Source organism: Mesorhizobium sp. WSM3862 (assembly GCF_002294985.1).
Lineage (GTDB): Bacteria > Pseudomonadota > Alphaproteobacteria > Rhizobiales > Rhizobiaceae > Mesorhizobium.
The window spans coordinates 670,375-694,617 of sequence record NZ_NSGE01000004.1 but is presented as its reverse complement, the minus strand read 5'-3'; the positions used below and the strand labels follow the sequence as shown (position 1 = coordinate 694,617).

Genomic DNA, 24,243 nt, shown 5'->3' with positions numbered 1-24,243 from the left:
ACTGGACGATCGAGAACCAGTTGCACTGGAGCCTTGATGTTGTCTTCCACGAGGATGACGCCCGCACCCGAAAGGACAACGCGCCACAAAACCTGGCCGTCATCCGCAGGCTCGCCCAAAACATCTTGGCTGCCCATCCGCTCGACAAACCAATCGCCAGCAAGATGCGCAGGGCCAACTGGAGCAAAGACTTCTTCTATGAACTCTTTACTCATATGCGATAGCCCTGCCACTTGGGGGGAGATTGGCAGCTTCGGCGCCGCGACCACTCTGCGCTGTCGAACAGAGTACGACACTGACGATTGGCGAAGGCCGGCGCGATGTCTGATCTCCCCCTTGCGGCGAAGATGTCCGGCAAGACAGAGGGGGCGCTGTCCAGACGCCGTCTCTGAGGGCTGTCTGAATCCTCGCTCGAGGAACTTAGCAAGCCGCCCGCGCCGTTTCCGGCACGGGCGCCCCTCAAACCGATCACCAGCTCCAATAGCCGGGATGCCAGCGGTGGTGATACCGGAAGCCCGGATGCCAGTGGCGCACGGGCCGGATGAACCGGCGACCATTCGGCACGCATCTGCCCCAGTGGTTCACGTGCCAACCGGGGCCGCAGCGCCAGCCGACTGTCTCGATCGGCAGCGGCGCAGCGCTGGGCTTTGCCATCGGCATCGCCTGCGCGCCGGCGGAGAGCATCAAAGTGCCGGCGGCCAATGCGAACGGCAGAAAATATTTGGTGAGCATAAAGTTCGTCTCCGTGATTCATCCCTACCGCCGTGAAACGGACGACGGGGTCGAAATCCGTCGGATGGGATGGATCACATCCTCGTTATCGGGCGGCGTCGTTGAGCGTCGCCACGGTCTTCAGCGCGCCGTCGAGCATGTCGCCCTTTTCGTCCTTCAGCGCCGCTTCGCGCAGGCGGCGGATCCAGTCGGCGGCGTCTTCGCGGCCCTCGAGCAGGGCAAGCGCCGAGAGCACGCGGTCGAATTTCGACTGGGCACGGGCGTGGGTGTCGCTGTAGCCCTTGATCAGGCGGCGGCAATTCAGGATCTCCAGCCCAAGCGCATAGTTTTCGCGCGCATGGGCGAGCGCCAAGCCATACCAGCGTTCCAGGTGCTCGACTTCGACCTTGTGGCGCAGCAGGCGGCCGCGCCAGCGGCGCAGGCCGCCGATGAACCAGAGCATGGCGAAGCCGGTGAAACTGTCGGTGCGGATATGGCGGCCGCGGTTGATGCGGCGGTCAAGGAAGGCGGCGAGCTTCGGGCGGCTCTCGATGTAACTGCCGATCGCTACCGGCAGCGTGCCGCAGAATTCCTCGATGCGCGGATGGAAATATTCGGTGACCTGCAGGACCAAGCCTTCCCTGACACCGACTTCCTTGCGCACGCGCCTGTCGCGGGTCGAACGCGTCTTGAGGTCGGCGACGCGGATCATGTCGTCATAGCACATGGCGTTGGCCAGATGTTTCGCCGACGCGACCGACAGCGCATGGCCACGCTCCGCACTGTCCAGCGCGATCGCCTTGTCCAGCCGGTCGAGATATTCGCCGCCATAGGCGATGTCCTGGTAATCGACGACCTTCTTCAGGCCGCGCTCAGCCATGTCGCGCACCGGTTTCGGTAGTGCCGCGATACGGGTGGCGAGTTCCTGCCAGCCCTTCAGCAGGGTTTCGGGACCACTGACCTTGGCCGTTGATGAGGTGTCGGGAGCGGCAGGCTTCCCGCTTGCGTTATCCCCGGCTGTCGCGACCGCGATGCCGCGCGCCCGGTCATAGGCGGCGCCGAAAGCGGCAAGGCTGGCCTTGACGCCGCGGCCGCCGGCGCCGATCGCCTGCTCGTAGTTTTCGCGCGGGAAGGGCAGCGCGTCTGAACCGGCCAGCGCGCCGAGCAGGCTGGCCGAGATCATCGTGCCATGCTCGGCGGCGATCTTTTCCATATCGAAGGCGATGAAGCGCTTGGCGGCCACCTCGGCCGTCGCATGCACCTTTTCCGACGAGGCGCGGCCGTCGCCCGGCTCGATCTTTTCCGAGACGGCGGCGATGCGGTGCGAGGAAGCGATCAGCGTCGTGCGCTCGGGCGTGACGAAACCGCGAATGATGGCGCGGCCAGCCTCCATCAGCTCGGCGGCGATCAAGATGTCGACGTCGCCCTGCGATGGCGACAGCGCGAAGACCGGCAGCCGGCCGGTGTCGCGCGCCATCTCGATGTAATAGATCGTCGCCCCGGTGCGCTGGGCGACGCCCGCCACCGACGTCGATTGCGCAATGTAGCCGCTGCGCTCGGCTACGTCGGTGATCCAATCGGCGAGCACGCCGCCGCCCTGGCCGCCGACGGCAAGCACGGCGAGTTTTATCACCCGCTCGTCATCAGAGGCGCCCGGCTTCGGGCGCAGCGGTGAAGCCTGCTCAAGCATCGGCGAACATCAAACGGCGGCTCTCGCGGCGGCGCTGCAAACGGCCGATCACGGCGCGGCGCGCGCTTTCCAGGAAGCGGTCCCAGCGGCTCGGATTGTGCACGACATCGGCGCGGTAGAAGGAGGGGCAGAGCACGGCCGCATCCGCCACCTCGCCACAATTGCCGCAGCCGACACAGTTCTGGTCGATCGAAGCGACCGGATCGTCGCGCAGCGGATCGTCGAGCGACTTCACCGAGAGCGACGGGCAGCCGGAGAGCCGCATGCAGGCGTGGTCGCCGGTGCAGACGTCCTCGTCGACGCCGAATTTCGGCTTGACGACCCGCTCGCCGCCCTTGACCGCCTTGTCGACCAGCGGCCTCTCGCGGCGCTGGCGGTTCAGCATGCATTCGGACGAGGCGACGATGACCTTCGGCCCCTTCTCCTCGGTGGTTAGCGCCTCGCGCAGCGTGTCGCGCATCTGGCCGACGTCATAGGTGCGGTCGATGTGGCGCAGCCATTTGACGCCCATGCCTTTCATCGCTTCGGTGATCGGATGTTTTGTGGACTTGGTGCGGTTCGAGGCGCGCGAGGACAGGATGTCCTGGCCGCCGGTGGCGGCCGAGTAAAAATTGTCGACGATGACGATGACACCGTCATTCTTGTTGAAGACGGCGTTGCCGATCGAGGAGGTAAGACCGTTGTGCCAGAAGCCGCCGTCGCCGACGAAGGAGATCGACCGGCGTTTCGCTTCCGGCGAATTGAAGGCGGAAGCCGAGGCCGGCCCGAGGCCGTAGCCCATGGTGGTGGCACCGAGCTCGAAGGGCGGCATGATCGAGAACAGGTGGCAGCCGATGTCGGAAGCGATGTGGTGCTTGCCAAGCTCCTGCTCGACCAGCTTGGTCGCAGCGAAGATCGGCCGCTCCGGACAGCCGATGCAGAAGCCCGGCGGGCGGCCGGGAACGACATTGATGAGATCGGCGGTGTCGACGCCCTCGCCCAGCTTGTTCGGCGCACGAACCTCGCCGGGCAGCAGATGCGGAGCATAGGCGCGCAGGAAGGAGCCAATGCCGTCCAGCATCACCTGCCCGGTATATTCGCCGGCCATCGGCAGATGCTCCTTGCCGACCAGCTTGGTGCCGCGCTCGGCCTTGTGCAGCATCGCGGCAAAGGCCTGCTCGATGTAGTTGGGCTGGCCTTCTTCGACGACCAGCACCGCCTGTTTGCCCTCGCAGAAGGAAAGGAACTCGTCATCGACGAGCGGATAGACGGCGTTCAGCACATAAAGCGCAACGTCGGTGTCGCCATAGGTGTCGGCAAGGCCGAGCCGCTGCAGCGCGCGGACGACCGAATTGTACATGCCGCCCTGCATGACGATGCCGATCGAGCCATTGTCCGGCCCAAAGACCTCGTTGATCTTGCGGCTCTTGATGAAATCGACCGCCGCCGGCCAGCGCTTCGTCACCTTCTCCTTCTCGTGCAGGAAGGAGGCCGGCGGCAGCACGATGCGGCCGGTGTCGCGGCGCGGAGCCGACAGCGCATCGGCAACCGACATAGGCGGCCGCTTGTTGTCCTTGGCGATGAAGTGGCCGTGGACGTGGCAGCAGCGGATGCGCACCTGCAGCATGACCGGCGTGTTGGAGGCCTCCGACAGCTCGAAGCCATCCTCGACCGCCTTGACGATCGAGGGCAGGTTCGGGCGCGGATCGAGCAGCCAGACCTGGCTCTTCATGGCGAAGGCGTGGCTGCGCTCCTGCATGATGGAGGAGCCCTCGCCATAGTCCTCGCCGACGATGATCAGCGCGCCGCCGGTGACGCCGCCCGAGGCGAGGTTCGCCAAAGCGTCCGAGGCGACATTGGTACCCACCGTCGACTTGAAGGTGGCGGCACCGCGGATCGGGTAGTGCACGGATGCGGCAAGCATAGCGGTGGCGGTTGCTTCTGAGGCGCTCGCCTCGAAGTGCACGCCGAGCTCGCCCAGAATGTCCTGCGCGTCGGCGAGCACATCCATCAGATGGCTGATCGGCGCGCCCTGGTAGCCGCCGACATAGCCGACGCCGCATTGCAGCAGCGCCTTGGTGATGGCGAGGATGCCCTCGCCCGCGAATTCCTGGCCGGCGCCGAGCCTCAGCTTTTCGACTTCCTTGGCAAAAGACCGTTCGGCCATCTCTGCCTCCTTCCGTTACCGCCGTTGGACGGCGGCGCGTACGTCAAACTCAAATGTCGTGCTTGCGGATGTTCTTCAGCATCTTCTGCAGAATCGCGATCAGCGCGGCATATTCGGCATCGTCAACGCCGTCGAACATCGCTTCGAAGGCATCATGCATGGCCGGCCAGGCGCGGGTGAAAAGCGCCCGGCCGTCATCGGTCAGGAACACATGGCGGAAGCGGCTGTCGGCGACGCCCTGCTCGCGCCGCACGAGGCCCTGGCCTTCCAGCGCGTCGAGCGTGCGACTCAAGGTCGATTGCTCGATCACCGTATAGACCGAGAGGTCGTTGACGGTGATGCCGTCGGTGACCGAGAGCACGGCCAACGTGCGCACCTGCGGAATGGTCAGGCCCTGCTTGCGAAAGTCTTCTCGCAGGGTGGCGTTGTAGCGGCCCATGATGCGGTTCATCAAATAGGGCGCGAATTGCTGCAGGCCGATCTGGCCGAGGGTCGAGATGCGCTGGCGCTTTTCCGGAAGCTTCTGCTCCATCAGAGCCTCCCCGCCAGCAGGAAGCCGGAGCCGCCGCCGAGCCCTGCGCCCGGGTGCGTCGAGGCGCCGATATGGTACAGGCCCTTAATGCCGGTCTCGTGATTGCGGCTGGCCTTGAACGGCCGCCACAAGAAGGACTGGTCGATGGTGGACGAGCCGCCATAGGGATCGCCGCCGACCAGATTGATGTTCATCGCTTCCAGATCGGCAGGCGAACAGGCGCGGCGCGCGATGATGGTGTCGCGAAAACCATCGATGTGATGAGCGAGGATCGCCTCGACGCGGTCGGCGTAGGCCTCGCGCAGCGCCTCGGTCCAGCGGCCATCGGCTGGAGTCTCGAGCTTGCCGGCGGCATCGCCCTTGATGTGGCGCGGCGTTTCCGGAAGCTGCAGCCACAGGATTGCCTTGCCCTGCGGACAGCGCGACGGATCGAGCGCGTGGGGCTGGCCGACGCAGATCGTCGGCACTTCCGGCAACAGGCCGCGCACCGCTTCGTTGCAGGCTTTCGACACACCATCGAGTCCCGGCGTCAGATGCAGCAGCGCCACCTTGTCGAGGCCCTCGCCGCGCCAGGCCGGCGGCTTGTTCAGCGCGTAGTGGAGCTGGAAGTTGCCCTTGCCGTAGCGGTAGTCACGCATGGCTTTCGCGGCGGTTTCCGGCGCATCGTTGCCGAGCAGGCGGCCATAGAGCTGCGTCGGCGTGACCGAGCAGATGACGCTCTTCCCTGCCCTCAGCGTCTCGCCGGAGGCGAGGCAGACCCCGGTGGCACGGCCGCCGGTCTGGACGATCGAGGCGACTTCGGCGTTGACGCGGATTTCGCCGCCGCGCTCCTTGATCAACGCTTCGAAGGCGGCGAGCAGGTTCTTCGCCCCTCCCTTGACGATCGGTGCGCCGGCCGCCTCCAGCGCGAAGGCGATGACCTTGGCGATCTGGCCGGAGAAGGCGTCTTCAGGCCCAAGCCCGGCATGCAGCACCCAGGGCGCCCAGAGCGCGCGGACGGTATCGGACTTGTACGCGGTCTCCAGCCAGCCCCGCGCCGGCACCAGCGCCTCGCCCAGGACGGCGGCAAGCTCGCGCGGACCGCGCCGCCACGCCTCGCCGGCCATGAGCTTCGTCGTCGGATAGGACCAGAGCGCGCCACCGAGCAGGCCGAACAGCAGTCCGGCATTGCGTTCGATGTCGCCGACATCGCCGCCATGACGGTCGCCATCGCCGGAGGCAAATGCGTTCAGCGCCGCGATGTTGGCGGCCCGGTCGGTGGTGAGCACGGCATGGCTGCCGTCGGGCCGAAGCACGCCGGTGGGTGTGGTCGTGTGACAGAATTCCAGCCCGTGCCGCGCAAGATCCTTGCCGAGCGCGGCATAGGCCGGCGAGGTGATGAAGAGGACGAAGGTCGTCGCCATCACGTCATGGACGAAGCCGGGCGCCGTGATCTCGTCGGTGCGCATGCAGCCGCCGATGCGGTCGTTGCGTTCAAGCACGAGCACTTTGGCGCCCTTGGCGCCAAGCATCGCCGCGCAGACCAGGGCGTTGATGCCGCTGCCGACGATGATGTGATCGGCAGCGGTCATTGAGGGGAGCTCCCTGCTTTCGGGAGATCGGTTTCAATTGCGCGGGTCAGGGTTCCTTCACGCCCCCCTCTGCCCTGCCGGACATCTCCCCCACGAGGGGGGAGATCGGACGTCACCCTTGCTTTCGCCAATCTCCGACGTCGCAGAACAGTGTGGAGCGCCGAAACTGCCAATCTCCCCCCTTGTCGGGGAGATGTCCGGCAGGACAGAGGGGGGCGCCGTAGAGCGCCAGCGTCGCTCCGATCCCACCTCTCCACTACACTGTTGCCCGCGAGCATGATCTTCTCCCGAAGACCGCCACCTCGCCTATTGGCCCGGCACCAGCGCCAGGGCGCGGATCGGGCTGCCGGTGCCGTGCTCGATCTTGAGCGGGGCGGCGATCAGGATCGCGCCTTTCGGCGGCAGCTGGTCGAGGTTGCAGAGGCTGGCGAGGCCATAGCGATTGGCTTTGTGCATCAGCGTGTGCGCCGGGAAAGGCGGCTCCATGCCGCCGGCCTTGCCGGCATCGGTGCCGATCGTCTCCGAGCCCCAGCCCTTGATGTCCTTGCTGATCAGGAACTGGATGGCTTCCGCCGTCGGGCCGGGTGTATGCGGGCCGGTCTCGTTGGCATTGAGGAAGTCGGCTTCCGAACCGTTGCGCTTGTACCAGTCGGTGCGCATCACCACCCATTCGCCGGCATTGATGGTGCCATGCTCGGCCTCCCACGCCTTGATGTGGTCGACGGTGAGAAGGAAATCGTGATCGGCGGCGGCTTCCACCGAGCAGTCGATGACATTGACCGGGCCGACGAAATTCTGCGCCGGGATGGTGTCGGTGGCGCCGTCCGGATAGTCCTTGCCGGTGATCCAGTGCTGCGGCGCGTCGAAATGCGTGCCCGAATGCTCGCCGAGCTTCAGCCAGTTCCAGGCCCACCACGGACCATTCTTGTCATACTTTGAAATGGGGTGGATCTCGACTTTCGGCGTGTCGACGGCGAGTTCCGGCGGCAGCTTGATCAGCGGCGTGTTGGGTCCGAGCGGCGCCGACAGGTCGACGACCCTGATGGCGCCCGAAAGCAGCTGGCCGGCGACCTCGCCGAGGAGTTTCTGCGTGTCCATTGTCTTCGTTCCCTCTTGTTCGTGCTCATCGAGGTTCGTTGCGGCCCTTAATATCCTACTAGACGAAAACATATGCATCTGCAATTATCTTTAAGCATAAAGCATTTTGGGGCAGGGCGTGAGCGAGTTCGACGCCATCTTTGTCGGGGCGGGCCACAACACTCTGGCCTGCGCCGCGCATCTGTCGCTCAAAGGCTGGAAAACAGCGGTTTTCGAGCGCAACGCAACTATCGGCGGCGCGGTCCGGACCGCGGAATACACGCTTCCCGGTTTCAGGCACGACTTCGGCGCGATGAACCTGAGCCTGTTTGCTGGCTCTCCCTTCCATCGGAAATATGCAAATGAATTGAAAAGCCATGGGCTGGAATTCGCGCCCGTCGCCGATTGTTTCGCCAGCGCTTTCCCGGATGGAAGATGGTTTGGCGTCAGCAACGATCTCGAGAAGACGACATCGCGGCTCGCCACCTTCTCCGCGGCCGATGCCGCTACATGGCGCCGGCTGGTCGAGGCCTTTCCAGGCGAGGCGGAGCATCTGTTCCCGCTGCTCGGATCGCCGATGAACCCGCGCGCGCTCGCCGGCACGGCCTGGTATCTTTGGCGCAAGAAAGGCATTGGCGGCGCGCTCGATACCGGCCGCTTGTTGCTGTCTTCCCCCCGCGCGTGGCTCGAGGACAATTTCGAGACGCCGCACGTGCAAACCACGCTCGCCGCCTGGGGCATGCATCTCGACTTCGCGCCCGACATCGCCGGCGGCGCCGTGTTCCCTTATCTGGAATCAATGGCCAACCAGAGTTTTGGCATGGTGCTCGGCAAGGGCGGCGCCGACACCATCATCCGCGCGCTTGTCGGCATGGTCAAAGCGGCCGGCGGCAAGATCATGGCCGGCGCGGAGGTGGCGGAGATCACCGTCGCCGGCGGCCGCGCGACCGGCGTGCGGCTCGCCTCCGGCGATTTCCATGTCGCCAGCAAGGCCGTCATTGCCGGCGTCGCGCCCAAGGCGCTGACTGGCAAGCTGTTGCCGAACGGATCCGGCGATGCCGGCTTTGACGCGGCGATGAAAAAGTTCCGCCATGCGCCGGGCACAATGATGATTCATCTGGCACTGGACGATCTGCCGGACTGGAGCGCTGGCGCCGAGCTTCGCCACTTCGCCTATGTGCATCTGGCGCCGTCGCTCGATGCCATGTCGCGCACCTATCAGCAGGCGATTGCCGGCGTGCTGCCCGATCAGCCGGTGCTCGTCGTCGGACAGCCGACCGCCGTCGATCCGTCGCGGGCGCCAGAATGCAAGCACGTGCTCTGGGTCCAGGTGCGCATGCTGCCGGCGGAAATCCTCGGCGATGCTGCCGGCAAGATCGCGCCCGGTTCCTGGGACGCGGTCAAGGACGCCTATGCCGAGCGCGTGCTCGACATCATCGAGAGCTACGCGCCTGGTTTGCGCCAGAAGATCCTCGGGCGCGCGATCTTCTCGCCGCTCGACCTCGAGCGCGAGAATCCGAACCTCGTCGGCGGCGACCAGATTTGCGGCAGCCACCATTTGGCGCAGAATTTTCTCTTCCGTCCGGCGCGCGGCTTCGCGCGCTGGAACACGCCGGTGTCAAACCTCTACCTCACCGGCGCCGCGACATGGCCCGGCGCCGGCACCGGTGCCGGATCCGGCTTCATGCTGGCGCAACAGCTGGGAGGGCACTAGCAGCAGAATTCCAGGATGGACAAGGCGCGGTTGCCCACCAGACCTTCCGAATGAACAACGCCGCGCGGACAATGAGTCAAAAACCGACAACCAACAAGGGGAACGACCATGACCATCAACAGACGCGATTTGCTTGGATTTGGCGCGGCAGCGCTTGGCGCGGCGACACTCGGACTGCCGAAGGCAGCCAAGGCGGCGGACGAGCTCACCATTGCCTACAACGTCAACCTGCCATCCTGGGACCCGACGACCGGGCCTTCGGCGGTTAACCCGACCATCCAAGGCCTCTACCAGTCCGTGTTCGACCAGTTCATCCCGCAGAAGCCGGACCTCTCCTTCACACCCGGCCTGCTCACCGAATGGGGTTGGAACGACGATCGCAGCAAGGTGACGATGACGGTCCGCGACGGCGTGAAATGGCATGACGGCTCGCCCTTCACCGCCGAGGACGTTGTCTGGTCGCTGCAGCGGGCGGGCGACGAGAAGACCGGCAACCCGATCCAGTTCGTCTGGAAGAACGTCAACAACTTCAAGATCGACGGAAACAAGATCACCGGCGACGTCGTGCAGTTCGATCCGGTCTATTTCAAATGGATGTCGTTCCTGACCGGCTACATCATGCCGAAGGCCTATTACGAGAAGGTGGGCGCGGAAGGCTTCGAGAAGGCGCCGATCGGCACCGGGCCCTATATGGTCGACAAATTCGAGCGCAACGCCTTCCTGCGGCTGAAGGCCAATCCGAATTACTGGGGTGCCAAGCCAGCCTTCGAGAATGTGACGATCAAGTTCGTCACCGACGCGGCAAGCCGCGTCGCCGAGGTCGAGTCCGGCTCCTCGCAGGTGACGCTCGAAATCCCCTATGAAGAATATGACCGGCTGATCGCCAAGGACGGACTCGCCGGCTCGATCAAGAATGTCTCCGACATCGGCATGATCTTCTTCAACGACATCGAGGCGATGCTCGACAAGAACGTCCGCCAGGCGGCTGTGATGGCAGTGGACAAGGAGCTCTTGGTCAAGCGGCTGCTGCGCGGCTACGGCCAGCCGATCGCTACGCTGGAGACGCCGGAATACACGGCCTTCGACGCGTCGATCATAGTCGAGCACAATCCGGAAAGGGCCAAGGAACTGCTCGCCGCTTCAGGGTATTCGCCCAAGAAGCCGGTCAAGTTCACGATCCAAACGACCAAGGGCTTCAAGCCCAAGGATTATGAGATGATCCAGGCGATCGTCGGCATGTGGCGCAAGGTCGGCATCGAGGCCAATATCGAGGTCTACGAGATCGCCAAGCATTACGAGCTGCGGGCCGCCGACAAGCTGGCGCCGGCCGCCTTCTACAACTGGGGGAATGCGATCGGCGATCCGACCACCTCGACCGGCTTTGCCATGTATGGACCTAGCCCGCATTCGGTGTGGGACAGCCAGGACCTGATCGACATGATCAATCCGCTGTGGGGCGAGAAGGACGAGGCCAAGCGCATCGCCGGCTGGAAGGCCGTCGACAAATACATCGCCGAGCAGGCCTATGTGCTGCCGCTGATGCAGTATGCTCAGCCGATCGTGCACTCGAAGAAGGTCAATGTCGTGCAGCATGTATCGGGCGCGCTGCTGCCGGCGCTGATGACCCCGGCCTGATGACATCTGGGAAGCTGCGCTGGCGCAGCGCACCTTCTCCAACGACGCGCGGGCCCCCTCATCCGGCCGGTGAGGGGCCGAATGCATTAGGCTCAGCGAGCATGCTGCTGCAGAGATTTCTTGTTCGTCTGATGACGATTCTGGTCACGCTGTTCGGCGTCGCCGTCGTCGTCTTCGTCGTCATCCGCGTGGCGCCCGGCGACCCGATCGCGATGATGCTGCCACCCGGCGCCAGCAATGACGACATAGCGCGTCTGCGCGCGCTCTATGGGCTGGACAAGAGCATTGTGCAGCAGTTCTTCATCTGGCTCGCCGGCGTGCTGCATGGCGATTTCGGCACTTCGATCTCGCTGCGCCAGGATGTGCTCGGCCTCGTCTTCAACCGGCTGCCGGCGACGTTGGAATTGGCCACCGTCGCGCTGCTGATGGCGGTGGCGATCGGCGTCTCCGCTGCGATCCTCGGTGCGCGTTCGCGCGGCACGGCGGTCGAAGCCGGCATCGATATCGCCAGCGGCGCGACGCTCTCCATCCCCGATTTCCTGTGGGGCCTGGTGCTGATCCTGCTGTTCGGCGTGCTTATTCCGGTGTTCGACATTTCGGGGCGAGTGTCGCCGCAGCTCGATTTGCCCTTCGTCACCCAGTTCTATCTGGCCGAGAGCCTGCTTCGGCTCCGCTTCGATCTCACCTGGGATCTGCTCAAGCACATGCTGATGCCGGCGATCGCGCTGGCGCTGCCGCTGGCGGCGATCATCGCGCAACTCCTGAAACAGTCGCTGAAGGAAGTGCTCGACCTCGACTATGTCGTGCTCGCGCGGGTCAAAGGCTTTTCCGAAACGCAGGTTATCCTGCGCGAGGCGTTGAAGAATGCGGCGCTGCCAACGCTGACGCTGGTGGGCGTGCAGTTCACCTTCCTGATCGGCGGCACGGTTATCGTCGAGCGGCTGTTCTCCTATGAGGGTCTCGGCAATATGGCGATCGATGCCGTCATCAACCGCGACCTGCCGCTGATCCAGGGCATCGTGCTGGTCTTCGCGCTGCTCTTCGTGCTGATCAACCTTGGCGTCGACATGATGTATGCGCTGCTCAATCCGAGGCTGCGTCATGGATGAGGCGCGCATTTTGCGACGGGGCCTCAGCCCGCGGCTATGGCTGGCCGGCGGCTGGCTTCTGCTGGCGCTGCTTGCGGCCATCTTCGCGCCGCTGATCGCACCGCAAGATCCGCTGGCGCAGGACCTGATGCTCGAGCGTCTGCCGCCCTTCTGGCTCGACGGCGCTGAGCCCGGCTATTGGCTGGGCACCGACAGCCTGGGCCGGGATCTCCTGTCACGGCTGATCTTCGGCGGCCGCATCGCCTTCATCGTCGCCTTCGCCGCGGCGGCGTCCGCCTGCCTCATCGGCTCGGCGCTCGGGCTCATTGCCGGCTATTTCGGCGGTTGGGCCGACCGCGTCATCTCGCGCATCGTCGATGTCTGGATGGCCTTCCCGCCGGTGCTGTTCGCGATCCTTTTAGTCGCGGTGTTGGGCACAGGCTTGAGCTCCGTCATCATCGCCATCGCCGTCATCGACTGGACGCGCTTCTGCCGCGTGATCCGGGCCGAGGCGATGAGTCAGGCGCGCATGGACTATGTCGAGAGCGCGCGCATCGCCGGCTATGGCCGCATCGGCATCATGCTGCGCGAAGTCCTGCCCAATGTGCTGCCGTCGGTGGTGGCGCTCTTGTCGCTTGAGATGGGCATCGCCGTCATCGTCGAGGCGATCCTCTCCTTCGTCAATCTGTCGATCTCGACCGACGATCCGACCTGGGGCGGCATCATTGCCGAGGGCCGGCTGTCGATCCACCAGGCCTGGTGGGTGCTGGTGTTCCCGCTGATCACATTGATCTTCACCGTGCTGTCCTTCAGCCAGTTCGGCGAAGGATTGAAGGCGCGTTTCGATCCGGTGCTGCGATGAGCGCCAATATGGAACCATGCCTCGAAATCCGCTCCTTGAGCGCAGTGCTGCCCAACGGCCAGCGCGTGCTGCGCTCGGTATCGCTCACCGTGCAGCCGGGCGAAGTCCGCGCGCTGGTCGGCGAGAGCGGCGCCGGCAAGACGATGATCGGCAAGGCGGTGCTCGGTGTGCTGCCGAAAAGCGTGCGCATCGTCGAAGGCGAGATGCTGATCGAGGGCGAGAGTCTCGGCCGCCTCGATGCGAAGGCGCGGCGGACGCTGATCGGCGCGCGTACCGCGCTGATCCCACAGGACCCGCTCACCGCACTCAACCCGTCGCGCCGCATCGGCCCGCAGACGACCGACCGGCTGGTGCGCATCCTCGGCTGGAGCGGTGAAAAGGCAGACGAGCGTATCCGGCAGTTGCTCCAAGAGGTGCAGATCCGCGAGCCCGAACGTGTTCTGAAATGCTATCCGCACGAGCTCTCGGGCGGCATGCGCCAGCGCGTGCTGATCGCGGCCGCCTTCGCCGCCGAGCCCAGGCTGATCGTCGCCGACGAGCCGACGACGGCGCTGGACGTGACCGTGCAGAAGCAGATCCTGCGCCTCATCGCGCAATTGCAGCGCAACCACGGCACGGCGCTCCTGTTCGTCACGCACGATCTCGGTGTCGTCGCCAAGATCAGCCAGAAAGTGTCGGTGCTCTATGCCGGCAAGGTGGTCGAAGAAGCCGCGACCCCCGACCTGTTCGCATCGCCGCAGCACCCCTACACGCGGGCGCTGATCGCGGCGACGCCGCGCTATACCGATCCCTACGCATCGCTGATGCCGGTGAACGAAACCGTGCTGGCTGGGCTCGCGGACGAGGTCGCGGGCGCCGACAGGGCGTGGAGGCCAAGCCATGGCTGAGCCGCTGTTTTCCGTCCGCGGACTGAAGGTGGCGCTGCCCGACATGACGCGCAAGCCGCTGATCGGCCGGGCGCCACTGGCCGAGATCCTCAAAGGACTGGACTTCGACCTGCCCAAGGGATCGGTGACCGGCATCGTCGGCGAATCCGGTTCCGGCAAGTCGACGCTCGGCCGCGCGCTGGTGCGGCTGATCGAGCCGAGCGCCGGCTCGATCAGCTTCGAAGGGCGAGACATCGGCCATCTTTCGGAAGCGGAGCTCAGACCGCTGCGTCGCGACCTGCAGATGATCTTCCAGGACCCGATGTCGTCGCTCAACCCGCGGCACACCATCTTCAGCATCATCGCGGCACCCTTGAGGCAGAACGGGCTTGGCGACCGGCTGAAGGAGCGCGTGGCGGAAGCCCTGCAGCGTGTGGGCCTGCCGCAGAGTTTTGCCGGCCGCTACCGCCACGAGCTGTCCGGCGGGCAACGCCAGCGCGTCGGCATCGCACGGGCGCTGGCGCTGTCGCCGAAATTCGTTTTGGCCGACGAGATCGTCTCCGGCCTCGACGTCTCGACGCAGGCACAGATCCTGACGCTGCTAGAAAAGCTCGCGGCCGAGATGGGGCTGACGGTCGCCTTCATCAGCCATGATCTGTCGGTGATCCGGCGGCTCTGCCGGCAAGTCATCGTCATGCGCGAGGGAGGGATCGTCGAAGCCAGCGCAACCGACGCGCTCTTCGACAATCCGAAGGAGACTTACACGCGCGACCTGCTCGCTGCCATCCCGCTGCCTGAGATCGATGCGGACTGGCTGCAGCCGCCTGCAAAGGCACCGGCATGAGAAAGGCAAACCTTGTCCGCACACCGAACAGCGGGCCTCGGATGTGCATGGGAGCAAAGTCAGCCCGCCAATGGAGGTTGACATGAAATACGCAACAAGCGGCGCAATGCTCGGCGCAATCCTGTTCGGCTCAATGGGAACGGCTTCGGCCGACTCGATCCCCGGCATGCGCGGCCACGACCATACCGGCGTCACCGTGCCCGACATGAAGCAGGCCGTCGACTTCTTCACCAATGTGGTCGGTTGCAAGAAGGCGATGTCCTTCGGGCCGTTCGCCGACGACAAGGGCACCTTCATGCAGGACCTGCTCGGCGTCGATCCAAAAGCGGTAATCGAGGAAATCACCCTGGTGCGCTGCGGCTATGGATCGAACATCGAATTGTTCAAATACACCGCGCCCGACCAGAAGGACCTGACGCCGAAGAACAGCGACATCGGCGGCTTCCATATTGCCTTCTATGTCGACGATGTCGCCGCCGCGAAGGCCTATCTCGACGCCAAGGGCGTGAAGACCAGGATGGGCCCTCTGCCGGTCAAAGAAGGACCGGCCGCCGGTCAAACCATCCTCTATTTCCAGGCGCCCTGGGGACTGCAGCTGGAAGCGATCAGCTATCCCGACGGCATGGCTTACGAGAAAGGCGCCGAGACGGTGCTGTGGAGTCCCAAAGATCCAGCCAAGTGAGCTGATCGCGCCGCAATTGTTCAATTATGAAACTTTAAGATTGAAATAATTGCCGGCAGGCGCGATACTGATGTTGGAACCGCCGGCCCCTCGGCGGTCCCTGATGCCCATTGAGCGTTTGACGCAATTCCGGACGGGAAACCGCTACGCACTTTCCCTGGAATTGCTCTAGAGGAGATCGCAAGACATGAAGGTTGCGGTTCTCGGCGGCGGACCGGCCGGCCTCTATTTTGCCATCTCGCTGAAGCTGCGCGACGCCGCGCATGACGTGACGGTCTACGAGCGCAACCGCCCCGACGATACGTTCGGCTGGGGTGTGGTGCTGTCGGCCGAAACGCTGGAGAACCTGACCAGGAACGACCCTGTCAGCGCGGTCTGGATCAGGAAGCATTTTGCCTACTGGGACGACATCGCCGTCATTCATGACGGCGTGCGCACGGTGTCGACCGGCCACGGCTTCTGCGGCATCGGCCGCAAGCGGCTTTTAATTCTGCTCCAGCGCAGAGCGCGCGAGCTCGGCATCAAGATGATGTTCGAGACCGAGATTTCCGATCCCAGGCCGTTCATGGAAACGCACGACCTTGTCGTTGCGGCCGACGGATTGAACTCGAAGTCGCGCGCCACCTTCGCCATCGTTTTCAAGCCCGACATCGACACGCGCAAATGCAAGTTCGTGTGGCTCGGCACCACGCAGAAATTCGACGACGCGTTCACCTTCATCTTCGAAAGGACGCAGCATGGCTGGGTGTGGGCGCATGCCTACCAGTTCGACAGCGAGACCGCGACCTTCATCGTCGAATGCAGCGAACAGACCTGGGCTTCCTTCGGTTTCGGCGCGATGACGCAGCAGGAATCGATCGCTGTCTGCGAGCGCATTTTCGAAAAGCATCTCGGCGGCCATTCGCTGATGACCAATGCCAATCACATCAGAGGTTCGGCCTGGATCAACTTCCCGCGCGTGCTTTGCGAGCGCTGGTCTTACAAGAATCTGGCGCTGATGGGCGACGCGGCGGCATCGGCGCATTTCTCGATCGGATCCGGCACGAAGCTGGCCCTGGAGAGCGCCGTCGCGCTCGCCGACTATGTCGAGTCCGAGTCCGACCTCGAAGCGGCCTTCCGCAAATACGAAGATGCTCGCCGCACCGAGGTGCTGAAACTGCAATCGGCGGCGCGCAACTCGCTCGAATGGTTCGAGGAAGTCGAACGTTATCTCGGGTTGGATCCAGTTCAATTCAACTATTCGCTGCTCACCCGCTCGCAGCGCATCAGCCACGAGAACCTTCGTCTGCGCGATGCCGAATGGCTGGCGGGCGCGGAGGAATGGTTCCAGCGCAAGGCCGGCGCCGGCGGCAACATGCTGCGCCGCGCGCCGATGTTCGCGCCATTCAGACTGCGCGAGATGGCGCTCACGAACCGCATCGTCGTCTCGCCGATGGCCCAGTACAAGGCGGTCGACGGCTGCCCGACCGACTGGCATTTCGCCCACTATGCCGAGCGCGCCAAGGGCGGGGCCGGGCTCGTCTATATCGAGATGACCTGCGTCAGCCCGGAGGGACGCATCACCCCTGGCTGCACCGGCTTCTACAAGCCCGAGCATGAGGTCGCCTGGAAGCGGCTGGTCGATTTCGTCCACATCGAGACCGAAGCCAAGATCTGCGCCCAGATCGGCCATTCAGGCCCGAAGGGCTCGACCCGCCTCGGCTGGGAAGGAACGGACGAGCCGCTGCCCTCCGGCAACTGGCCGGTGATGGCGCCTTCAGCCGTGCCGTGGTCGCCACAGAATCAGGTGCCGAAGGCGATGAACCGCGCCGACATGGACGTTGTGCGCGACCAGTTCGTCGCCTCGGCGGAGATGGCCGAGCGCTGCGGCTTCGACATGCTGGAGATCCACGCCGCGCATGGCTATCTGCTCTCCGCCTTCATCACGCCGCTGACCAACAGGCGCACCGACGACTATGGCGGCTCGCTGGAGAACCGCATGCGCTATCCGCTGGAGATCTTCCACGCGGTGCGCGCCGTGTGGCCGGCCGAAAAGCCTATCTCGGTGCGCATCTCGGCCAATGACTGGGTGGGCATCGAAGGCGTCACGCCGGCCGATGCGGTCGAGATCGCCAAGCTTCTGCATCAAACCGGCGTCGATCTCTGCGACGTCTCGGCCGGTCAGACCACGATCGCCGCCAAGCCGGTCTATGGCCGCATGTTCCAGACGCCGTTCTCCGACCGCATCCGCAACGAGGTCGGCATGGCGACGATGGCGGTCGGCAACATCTACGAGCCGGACCACGCCAACTCGATCCTGATGGCCGGACGCGCCGATCTGGTGGCGCTGGCTAGGCCGCATCTCAGCGATCCCTATTGGACGCTGCATGCGGCGGTCGCCCTCGGCGATCGCGGCGTCAAATGGCCGGATCCTTATCTGCGCGGACGCGACCAGATCTACCGGCTGGCCGAACGCGAAGCGGCGGCAGGGCTGAAGGTATGAGCGCATTTATGTTTTCACGTCGGCGCTGCCCCTCATCCGCCTGCCGGCACCTTCTCCCCGTGAAGGACGGGGAGAAGGCACAAGCTCAAACGCTGGCGGCCCCCTCTCCCCGTCCTTCACGGGGAGAGGGTAAGGGTGAGTGGCAGCGCCTTGCCTGGAGGACTGGCGCATGATCGCCGGCAAGCATGCCCTGGTCACCGGCGGCGGCTCCGGCGTCGGCCGTGCAATCGCACTGTCGCTGGCGGAAGCCGGCGTCGCCGTCACCATCTGCGGCCGCCGCAAGGCCGCGCTGAATGAAGTCGCGAAGGCAAACGACCGCATCTTCGGCATCGGCGCCGATGTCACCGACGAAGCCGACATGACGGCGCTGTACGAGAAGGCCGAAGCGGCGCGCGGTCCCTTCGAGATCGTCGTCGCCAATGCCGGGATGGCTGCCAGTGCGCCGGCTTACAAGACCTCGCTCGCCGACTGGCGGCGCACGCTTGACGTCAACCTCACCGGCGCTTTCCTGACCGTGAAGCCAGCGCTTGGCGGCATGCTGGCGCGGAAGACAGGCCGTATCGTTTTCATTGCCTCGACCGCCGGACTGAAGGGCTACGCGTATGTCGCGCCCTACGTAGCGGCCAAGCATGGCGTCCTCGGGCTGATGCGGGCGCTCGCAGCCGAGACCGCCAAGTCCGGCATCACCGTCAACGCCATCTGCCCGGGCTTCGTCGAAACCGACATGCTGGAGGACTCCATCCAGCGCATCATCGAGAAGACCGGCCGTTCCGCCGATGAGGCACGCGCGAGCCTTTCGGCTGCGAACCCGCAGGCACGTTTCATCCAGCCGGAAGAGGTCGCCGCGACGGTGCTCTGGCTCTGCAGCGATGCGGCGCGGTCGATCACCGGACAGGCGATCTCGGTCTCGGGAGGCGAGACATGGTAGCGGGACCGACGTCTATCGGGCCGGGCAAGGACAGGTTGCGGCTGTGGATCCGCCTGCTGCGTGCTTCGCGCACGATCGAGGCCGAGCTGCGCGAGCGGCTGAAGAAGGAGTTCGACACCACGCTGCCGCGCTTCGACGTGATGGCGGCGCTCTACCGCTCGCCGGAGGGCATGCTGATGAGCGACCTGTCGCGATTCTTGCTGGTGTCGAACGGCAATATCACCGGCATCGTCGACAGGCTGGTCTCCGAAGGGCTGGTGACGCGCGCGCGCCGGAACGGCGACCGCCGCACCTCGATGGTGCGGCTGACCGAGGAAGGCGCAAAGTCTTTCGCGGCAATCGCCGCGGCGCATGAGAACTGGGTCGGCGAGCTGCTCGGCACTGTCAGCGAGGACGAAGCGCGCCGGCTGACCGGCATGCTGAAATCGTTCCGCAGCAATTGGGAGGGACGCGAATGAGCGCCATGGCCAAGCTCAAGCCGAAGCACTTCCTTTGGGAGGTGGAAGGCAGGGTCGCGAAGGTCCGGCTCGACCGGCCTGAGCGCAAGAACCCGCTGACCTTCGACAGTTATGCCGAGCTGCGCGACACTTTTCGCGATCTCGTCTACGCCGATGACGTCGACGCCGTGGCGTTCCTGCCCAATGGCGGCAATTTCTGCTCGGGCGGCGATGTCCACGACATCATCGGACCCTTGGTCAAGATGGACATGAAGGCGCTGCTCTCCTTCACGCGCATGACCGGCGACTTCGTCAAGGCGATGCTGAATTGCGGCAAGCCGATCATCGCGGCGGTGGATGGCGTCGCCGTCGGCGCCGGCGCGATCATCGCCATGGCCTCCGACATCCGCATCGCGACGCCGGAAGCAAAGACCGCCTTCCTGTTCACCCGCGTCGGCCTTGCCGGGTGCGACATGGGCGCCTGCGCGATCTTGCCCCGCATCATCGGCCAGGGCCGCGCCGCCGAACTGCTTTACACCGGCCGCACGATGAGCGCGGCCGAAGGCGAGCGTTGGGGGTTCTACAATCGGCTGGTCGATGCGGCGGGGCTCGAGGCCGACGCGCTCGAGATGGCAGCGCGCATCGTCTCCGGCCCGACCTTCGCGCACGGCATCACCAAGACGCAGTTGAACCAGGAATGGTCGATGGGTCTCGACCAGGCGATCGAGGCTGAAGCGCAGGCACAGGCGATCTGCATGCAGACCGGCGATTTCGAGCGTGCCTACAAGGCGTTCGTGGCCAAGGAAAAGCCGGTGTTCGAGGGGAATTGAGGATGGCTCTTTTAACGGAGACGGTGGCGGGACAGCGCCCCCCTCTGTGCCGGACATCTCCCCCACTAGGGGGGAGATCAGCTGTCGTCTCTGCCTTCGCCGATCGCCAAGGTCGCAAGAATGAGCGGAGCGCCAAAACTGCCAATCTCCCCCCTTGTGGGGGAGATGTCCGGCAGGACAGAGGGGCGCGCCGTAAAGTGCAAACCTCGCAGAAGTGCGGAGGCACAAATGCTTGACCGCTCCTTCCTCCATTGGCCCTTCTTCGAAGACCGCCACCGCCAGCTCGCCGAGCAACTCGACGCCTGGTGCGCCAAGAAACTGCCCGTCGATCACCACGATGTCGACGCGGCCTGCCGCAACCTCGTCTCCATGCTCGGCCGCGACGGCTGGCTGAAGCCGACGGCGCTCGATCCCGACAAGCCGGAGCCGCTCGACGTGCGCACGCTCTGCATCACCCGCGAGACACTCGCCCGCCATGACGGGCTCGCCGACTTCGCCTTCGCCATGCAGGGCCTTGGCACCGGCGCGATCTCGCTGTTCGGCACACCGGAGCAGCAGCGCTGGCTGGAAAAGACGCGGGCGGGCCAGGCGATCGCAGCCTTTGCGCTGTCGGAGCCGCGGTCGGGATCGGATGTCGCCAACATGGAGATGGCGGCTGTCCGCGACGGCGACTTCTATGTGCTTTCGGGCGAGAAGACCTGGATCTCCAATGGCGGCATTGCCGACGTCTATATCGTCTTCGCCCGCACCGGCGAGGCGCCCGGCGCCAAGGGAATTTCCGCTTTGATCGTGCCTGCGGACACCAAAAGCCTTGGCATCGCCGAACGATTGGAAGTTATCGCCCCGCATCCACTCGCGCGGCTCTCCTTCGACAATGTGCGCGTTCCGGCTTCCGCCCTGATCGGTAAACCCGGCGACGGTTTTCGGATCGCCATGTCGGTGCTCGACGTCTTCCGCTCGACGGTGGGTGCCGCGGCGCTCGGCTTTGCTCGAAGAGCGTTGGACGAAAGCATCAAAAGGGTGTCCGAGCGAAAACTGTTCGGCGCGCCGATGGCCGAACTGCAGATGGTGCAGGGCCACATCGCCGACATGGCGCTGGATGTCGACGCCGCCGCCCTGCTCGTCTATCGCGCCGCCTGGACCAAGGATATGGGCGCCGCCCGCGTCACTCGCGAGGCGGCAATGGCCAAGCTGTTCTCCACGGACAAGGCGCAGGAAGTGATCGACAAGGCGGTGCAGCTGCATGGCGGCGACGGCGTGCGCAAGGGCCACATCGTCGAGAGCCTCTATCGCGAGATACGCGCGCTGCGCATCTATGAGGGCGCCTCCGACGTGCAGAAAGTGGTGATCGCCAGGCAGGTGATGGGAGCGGCGTGAGACCATGCCTTGCGGGTCCCATTTCAGTTAAGGGAGGCTAGACATGCACACGATCCTGCAGCCGGAAGGCTGGGCCAAACCGATCGGCTATGCCAACGGCGTTGCCGCGCGTGGCCGGCTGGTCTTCATCGGCGGCCAGGTCGGCTGGAATGCCGAGTGCCGGTTCGAGACCGACGATTTCGTCGATCAGGTGCGCCAGACGCTCTCCAATATCGTCGCCGTTCTCGCCGAAGCCGGCGGGGAGCCGCAGCACATCACCTCGATGACCTGGTATTTTACCGACAAGGCCGAGTACCTCGCCAACCTCAAAGGGATCGGCGAAGCCTACCGCGCCGTCATCGGCCGGCATTTTCCGGCGATGGCCGCCATGCAGGTGGTGGCGCTGGTCGAGGACCGGGCGAAGGTGGAGATACAGGCAATCGCAATTATTCCGGAGTGAGCCGGAGGCGCTACTGGCTTCTATTTCGCAATGGCCTGAAGCGGCGAAGGCGGCTACGCCAACTCGGCGCTGACGCTCGAGGGATCGTATCTGCCTTCCGTCCGTCAGCATTGCCGTGATAGTACGGCAACGGCCGCTTGGCTGCCGGCAGAATTTGTGATCAGATGATCATACCGCGTCGGCGGATATTCGCACATAAACTTTGCCGGCTCCCAAGGAAGCAAAAGCGTGGCTCTGGGCTTCGAACCAATATCGGGACGCATCACGGTCCAGGATGGCGTGTACCAGCAGCTTCGCCATGCCCTCATGGTCGGCAGCTTCGATCCCGGGCAGGTGCTCACCATCGCCTCGCTGGCGGAGGCTTTCGGCACCTCAAATATGCCGGTGCGCGAGGCGTTGCGGCGGCTGGCGGCGGAGAACGCGCTGGAAATCTCGCAGAACGGCTCAGCCTGCGTGCCCGCGGTGACTCGAGCGCGGCTCGACGACCTCTGCCGGGCCCGGCTCGCCGTCGAGGGGCTGGCCGCCGAGCTTGGCGCGCCGCGCCTGACCGCAGCCGAGATCGGCTTGCTGCAAAGGGTTACTGACGACCAGCGGGCGATCGGCCGCGACGGCAGCATCTACGAGCTGATCGCCAAGAACCAGCAGTTCCACTTCACCATATACCGCGCCTCCGGCTCCGATGTGCTGTTTCAGCTGATCGAGACGCTGTGGCTGCGCTTCGGTCCGTACATGCGGCTGTTGTCCAACCATGTCGCGCCGCTGATGCGCGCCGGCACCATGGAGCCTTCGGGCCGGCACGCCGCGATCATAGCGGCCATCAAGGACAAGGATTTCACCCGCGCGCGCGACGAGGTGGTGGCCGATATCACGGCGACACAAGCGACTTTGCGGGCGATCTGTCCTGACGTGCCGGAGCCCAGACCGGTCGATTTTGCCGCTTTCGGAAGGGCGCCTTGATAGGCGGCCGCCGCAGAGTGGCTTTGAAGCCGCCTGGGCCAAGCTCCTGGACCAAGAGAACAGCCGGATTTTGAGGCGCCGACCCGCATTTCTTCAGCCGCGGCGCATTGATCCCTGTCCGTATTTGTGATCACATGATCACAGGGAGCGAGACAGCGAATGTCCGGCTATTTTCTCTATCATTCGATCGGCACCTTCCCCGGCAAGGCCGAGCGAATGGCCGCCTCGCTGACGGATTTCTCGAACATCTGGTCGGCGGAAGACGACGGTCAGTGGCCTGCCGCGCTTGCGGCGCGGCAACGCTTCATCGATGCCTGGAGGCGGCTGATCGAGGCGCCGCAAGGCACGCTGACCACGGCCGAGAATGTCACCGCCGCGCTCTATAGCCTGATCGGTGGCTTGCCGACGGAGCGGCTGGCGGGAAAGCGGCTGCTGGTCGCCGCCGACTGTTTTCCTAGCCTGCATTTCCTGCTGGCGGGCTTGGGAGAGCGTTTCGGCTTCACCCTCGACACCGTCCCATTGCGGCCTGGCGAGACCTGGGTTCGCGACCAGGATTTCATCGACCGCTGGCAGGCGGATGTCGGGCTCGCGCTCATTACCTTCGTCACCTCGACGGCCTCGTACCGCTGCGATGTCGGCCGCCTCGCCGCGCATGGCCGCGCCGTGGGCAGCATAGTCGGCGTCGATGTCACACAGGGCATCGGCGTGGCGCCGTTTTCGGTTGCCGCGACGCCGGTCGATTTCGTGGTCTCGACTTCGCTCAAATGGCTGTGTGGATCCTCCGGCGCCGGCATTTTGCAGGTCGCGCCGGACCTTCTGGCGTCCTGCCGGCCGGAGTTGCGGGGCTGGTTCAGTCAGCCGAACCCGTTCTCCTGGGACCTCGACGCTTTCACTTACGCCGACGATGCGCGCCGCTTCGATCATGGCACGCCGGCGATCCTGGCAAGCGTCGCCTCGCTGCCCGGGCTGGAGTGGGTGGAACAGACCGGCATCGACATCATCCGCGCGCAGAATGCCGGGCTCGTCGAGCGTATCATCGGCGCCGCGCTGGAGAATGGCTGGGAGATCCGCTCGCCGCTCGATGCCAGTGAACGCGGCGGCAGCGTGATGCTCGGCCTGCCGCAAGGCACCGAGCCGGCGAAGATCATAGCTGCGCTTCGCGACGAGCGGTTTTACTGCGATGCGCGCGGCACCACACTGCGGCTGTCTTCCGGCATGGTCACCACAGAGACGGCGGTCGATGCGCTGATCGCGCAGCTCACGGAGCATATCGGTTCGCGGCGACGCCGTGCGTCGTGAATTCAGGTACCGCCTCGCCTGCGGCGCCCGGGAGTTTGGCGCCGGAAAGGGGCGGATCAGGAACCGAACCAGAGGG

At 64.8% G+C, this 24,243-nt stretch carries 21 protein-coding genes and 1 pseudogene; 16 read left to right on the top strand and 6 right to left on the bottom strand.

Annotated features, from left to right (window positions below):
- A pseudogene (locus CK224_RS15655) lies at positions 1-224 on the top strand (ISAs1 family transposase); the annotation flags it as partial.
- 244 nt (positions 225-468) lie between these two features.
- Here CK224_RS15655 and CK224_RS15650 read toward each other — a convergent pair.
- From CK224_RS15650 to CK224_RS15620, 6 genes are all read right to left on the bottom strand, one after another.
- Complete coding sequence (locus tag CK224_RS15650) at positions 469-732, bottom strand: hypothetical protein (protein WP_095782357.1); 264 nt, start codon at positions 730-732, stop codon at positions 469-471.
- 85 nt (positions 733-817) lie between these two features.
- Positions 818-2,401 (bottom strand): indolepyruvate oxidoreductase subunit beta family protein, encoded by a 1,584-nt coding sequence (locus CK224_RS15645; protein ID WP_095782356.1) that lies wholly within the window; start codon positions 2,399-2,401, stop codon positions 818-820.
- Entirely contained in the window at positions 2,394-4,547 is a 2,154-nt protein-coding gene (locus CK224_RS15640) for an indolepyruvate ferredoxin oxidoreductase subunit alpha (RefSeq protein WP_095782355.1), read from the bottom strand. Before CK224_RS15640 ends, CK224_RS15645 begins: the two co-directional genes overlap by 8 nt.
- Positions 4,548-4,596: 49 nt before the next feature.
- Complete coding sequence (locus tag CK224_RS15635) at positions 4,597-5,079, bottom strand: MarR family transcriptional regulator (RefSeq protein WP_067324441.1); 483 nt, start codon at positions 5,077-5,079, stop codon at positions 4,597-4,599.
- Positions 5,079-6,650 (bottom strand): NAD(P)/FAD-dependent oxidoreductase, encoded by a 1,572-nt coding sequence (locus tag CK224_RS15630; protein ID WP_095782354.1) that lies wholly within the window; start codon positions 6,648-6,650, stop codon positions 5,079-5,081. The genes CK224_RS15635 and CK224_RS15630 overlap by 1 nt, the downstream gene beginning before the upstream one ends.
- 306 nt (positions 6,651-6,956) lie before the next feature.
- A complete protein-coding gene (locus CK224_RS15620) occupies positions 6,957-7,748 on the bottom strand; it encodes a cyclase family protein (RefSeq protein WP_095777544.1) in 792 nt (263 codons plus the stop codon).
- A 118-nt stretch (positions 7,749-7,866) separates the two neighbouring features.
- Between CK224_RS15620 and CK224_RS15615 the strand changes: the two genes are divergently transcribed.
- From CK224_RS15615 to CK224_RS15540, 15 genes are all read left to right on the top strand, one after another.
- Positions 7,867-9,441: an NAD(P)/FAD-dependent oxidoreductase gene (locus tag CK224_RS15615; protein ID WP_095782393.1), complete on the top strand. Its 1,575-nt coding sequence runs from the start codon at positions 7,867-7,869 to the stop codon at positions 9,439-9,441.
- 108 nt (positions 9,442-9,549) lie between these two features.
- Positions 9,550-11,076: an ABC transporter substrate-binding protein gene (locus CK224_RS15610; protein ID WP_095782353.1), complete on the top strand. Its 1,527-nt coding sequence runs from the start codon at positions 9,550-9,552 to the stop codon at positions 11,074-11,076.
- Between the two features lie 101 nt (positions 11,077-11,177).
- Positions 11,178-12,185, top strand: a complete 1,008-nt coding sequence (locus tag CK224_RS15605) for an ABC transporter permease (protein WP_095782352.1) — start codon at positions 11,178-11,180, stop codon at positions 12,183-12,185.
- Positions 12,178-13,026, top strand: coding sequence for an ABC transporter permease (locus tag CK224_RS15600; protein WP_095777547.1), 849 nt, complete (start codon positions 12,178-12,180; stop codon positions 13,024-13,026). Before CK224_RS15605 ends, CK224_RS15600 begins: the two co-directional genes overlap by 8 nt.
- Entirely contained in the window at positions 13,023-13,913 is an 891-nt protein-coding gene (locus CK224_RS15595; protein ID WP_082980751.1) for an ABC transporter ATP-binding protein, read from the top strand. The genes CK224_RS15600 and CK224_RS15595 overlap by 4 nt, the downstream gene beginning before the upstream one ends.
- A complete protein-coding gene (locus CK224_RS15590; RefSeq protein ID WP_067003663.1) occupies positions 13,906-14,736 on the top strand; it encodes an ATP-binding cassette domain-containing protein in 831 nt (276 codons plus the stop codon). The genes CK224_RS15595 and CK224_RS15590 overlap by 8 nt, the downstream gene beginning before the upstream one ends.
- 82 nt (positions 14,737-14,818) lie before the next feature.
- Positions 14,819-15,418, top strand: coding sequence for a VOC family protein (locus CK224_RS15585; protein ID WP_067003761.1), 600 nt, complete (start codon positions 14,819-14,821; stop codon positions 15,416-15,418).
- Between the two features lie 187 nt (positions 15,419-15,605).
- Entirely contained in the window at positions 15,606-17,900 is a 2,295-nt protein-coding gene (locus CK224_RS15580; RefSeq protein ID WP_095782351.1) for a bifunctional salicylyl-CoA 5-hydroxylase/oxidoreductase, read from the top strand.
- 169 nt (positions 17,901-18,069) lie between these two features.
- A complete protein-coding gene (locus CK224_RS15575) occupies positions 18,070-18,828 on the top strand; it encodes an SDR family NAD(P)-dependent oxidoreductase (RefSeq protein WP_095782350.1) in 759 nt (252 codons plus the stop codon).
- The gene (locus CK224_RS15570; protein ID WP_095782349.1) at positions 18,822-19,286 is read left to right on the top strand and encodes a MarR family transcriptional regulator; all 465 of its coding nucleotides are present in this window, start codon (positions 18,822-18,824) and stop codon (positions 19,284-19,286) included. Before CK224_RS15575 ends, CK224_RS15570 begins: the two co-directional genes overlap by 7 nt.
- Positions 19,283-20,095: an enoyl-CoA hydratase family protein gene (locus tag CK224_RS15565; protein WP_095782348.1), complete on the top strand. Its 813-nt coding sequence runs from the start codon at positions 19,283-19,285 to the stop codon at positions 20,093-20,095. Before CK224_RS15570 ends, CK224_RS15565 begins: the two co-directional genes overlap by 4 nt.
- Before the next feature lie 228 nt (positions 20,096-20,323).
- Positions 20,324-21,472, top strand: coding sequence for an acyl-CoA dehydrogenase family protein (locus tag CK224_RS15555; RefSeq protein WP_095777554.1), 1,149 nt, complete (start codon positions 20,324-20,326; stop codon positions 21,470-21,472).
- 43 nt (positions 21,473-21,515) lie between these two features.
- Positions 21,516-21,911 (top strand): RidA family protein, encoded by a 396-nt coding sequence (locus CK224_RS15550; RefSeq protein ID WP_095777555.1) that lies wholly within the window; start codon positions 21,516-21,518, stop codon positions 21,909-21,911.
- 228 nt (positions 21,912-22,139) lie between these two features.
- Positions 22,140-22,868: a GntR family transcriptional regulator gene (locus tag CK224_RS15545; protein WP_095777556.1), complete on the top strand. Its 729-nt coding sequence runs from the start codon at positions 22,140-22,142 to the stop codon at positions 22,866-22,868.
- Positions 22,869-23,027: 159 nt separating this feature from the next.
- Complete coding sequence (locus CK224_RS15540) at positions 23,028-24,167, top strand: aminotransferase class V-fold PLP-dependent enzyme (protein WP_095782347.1); 1,140 nt, start codon at positions 23,028-23,030, stop codon at positions 24,165-24,167.
- The last annotated feature ends 76 nt before the right edge of the window (positions 24,168-24,243 follow it).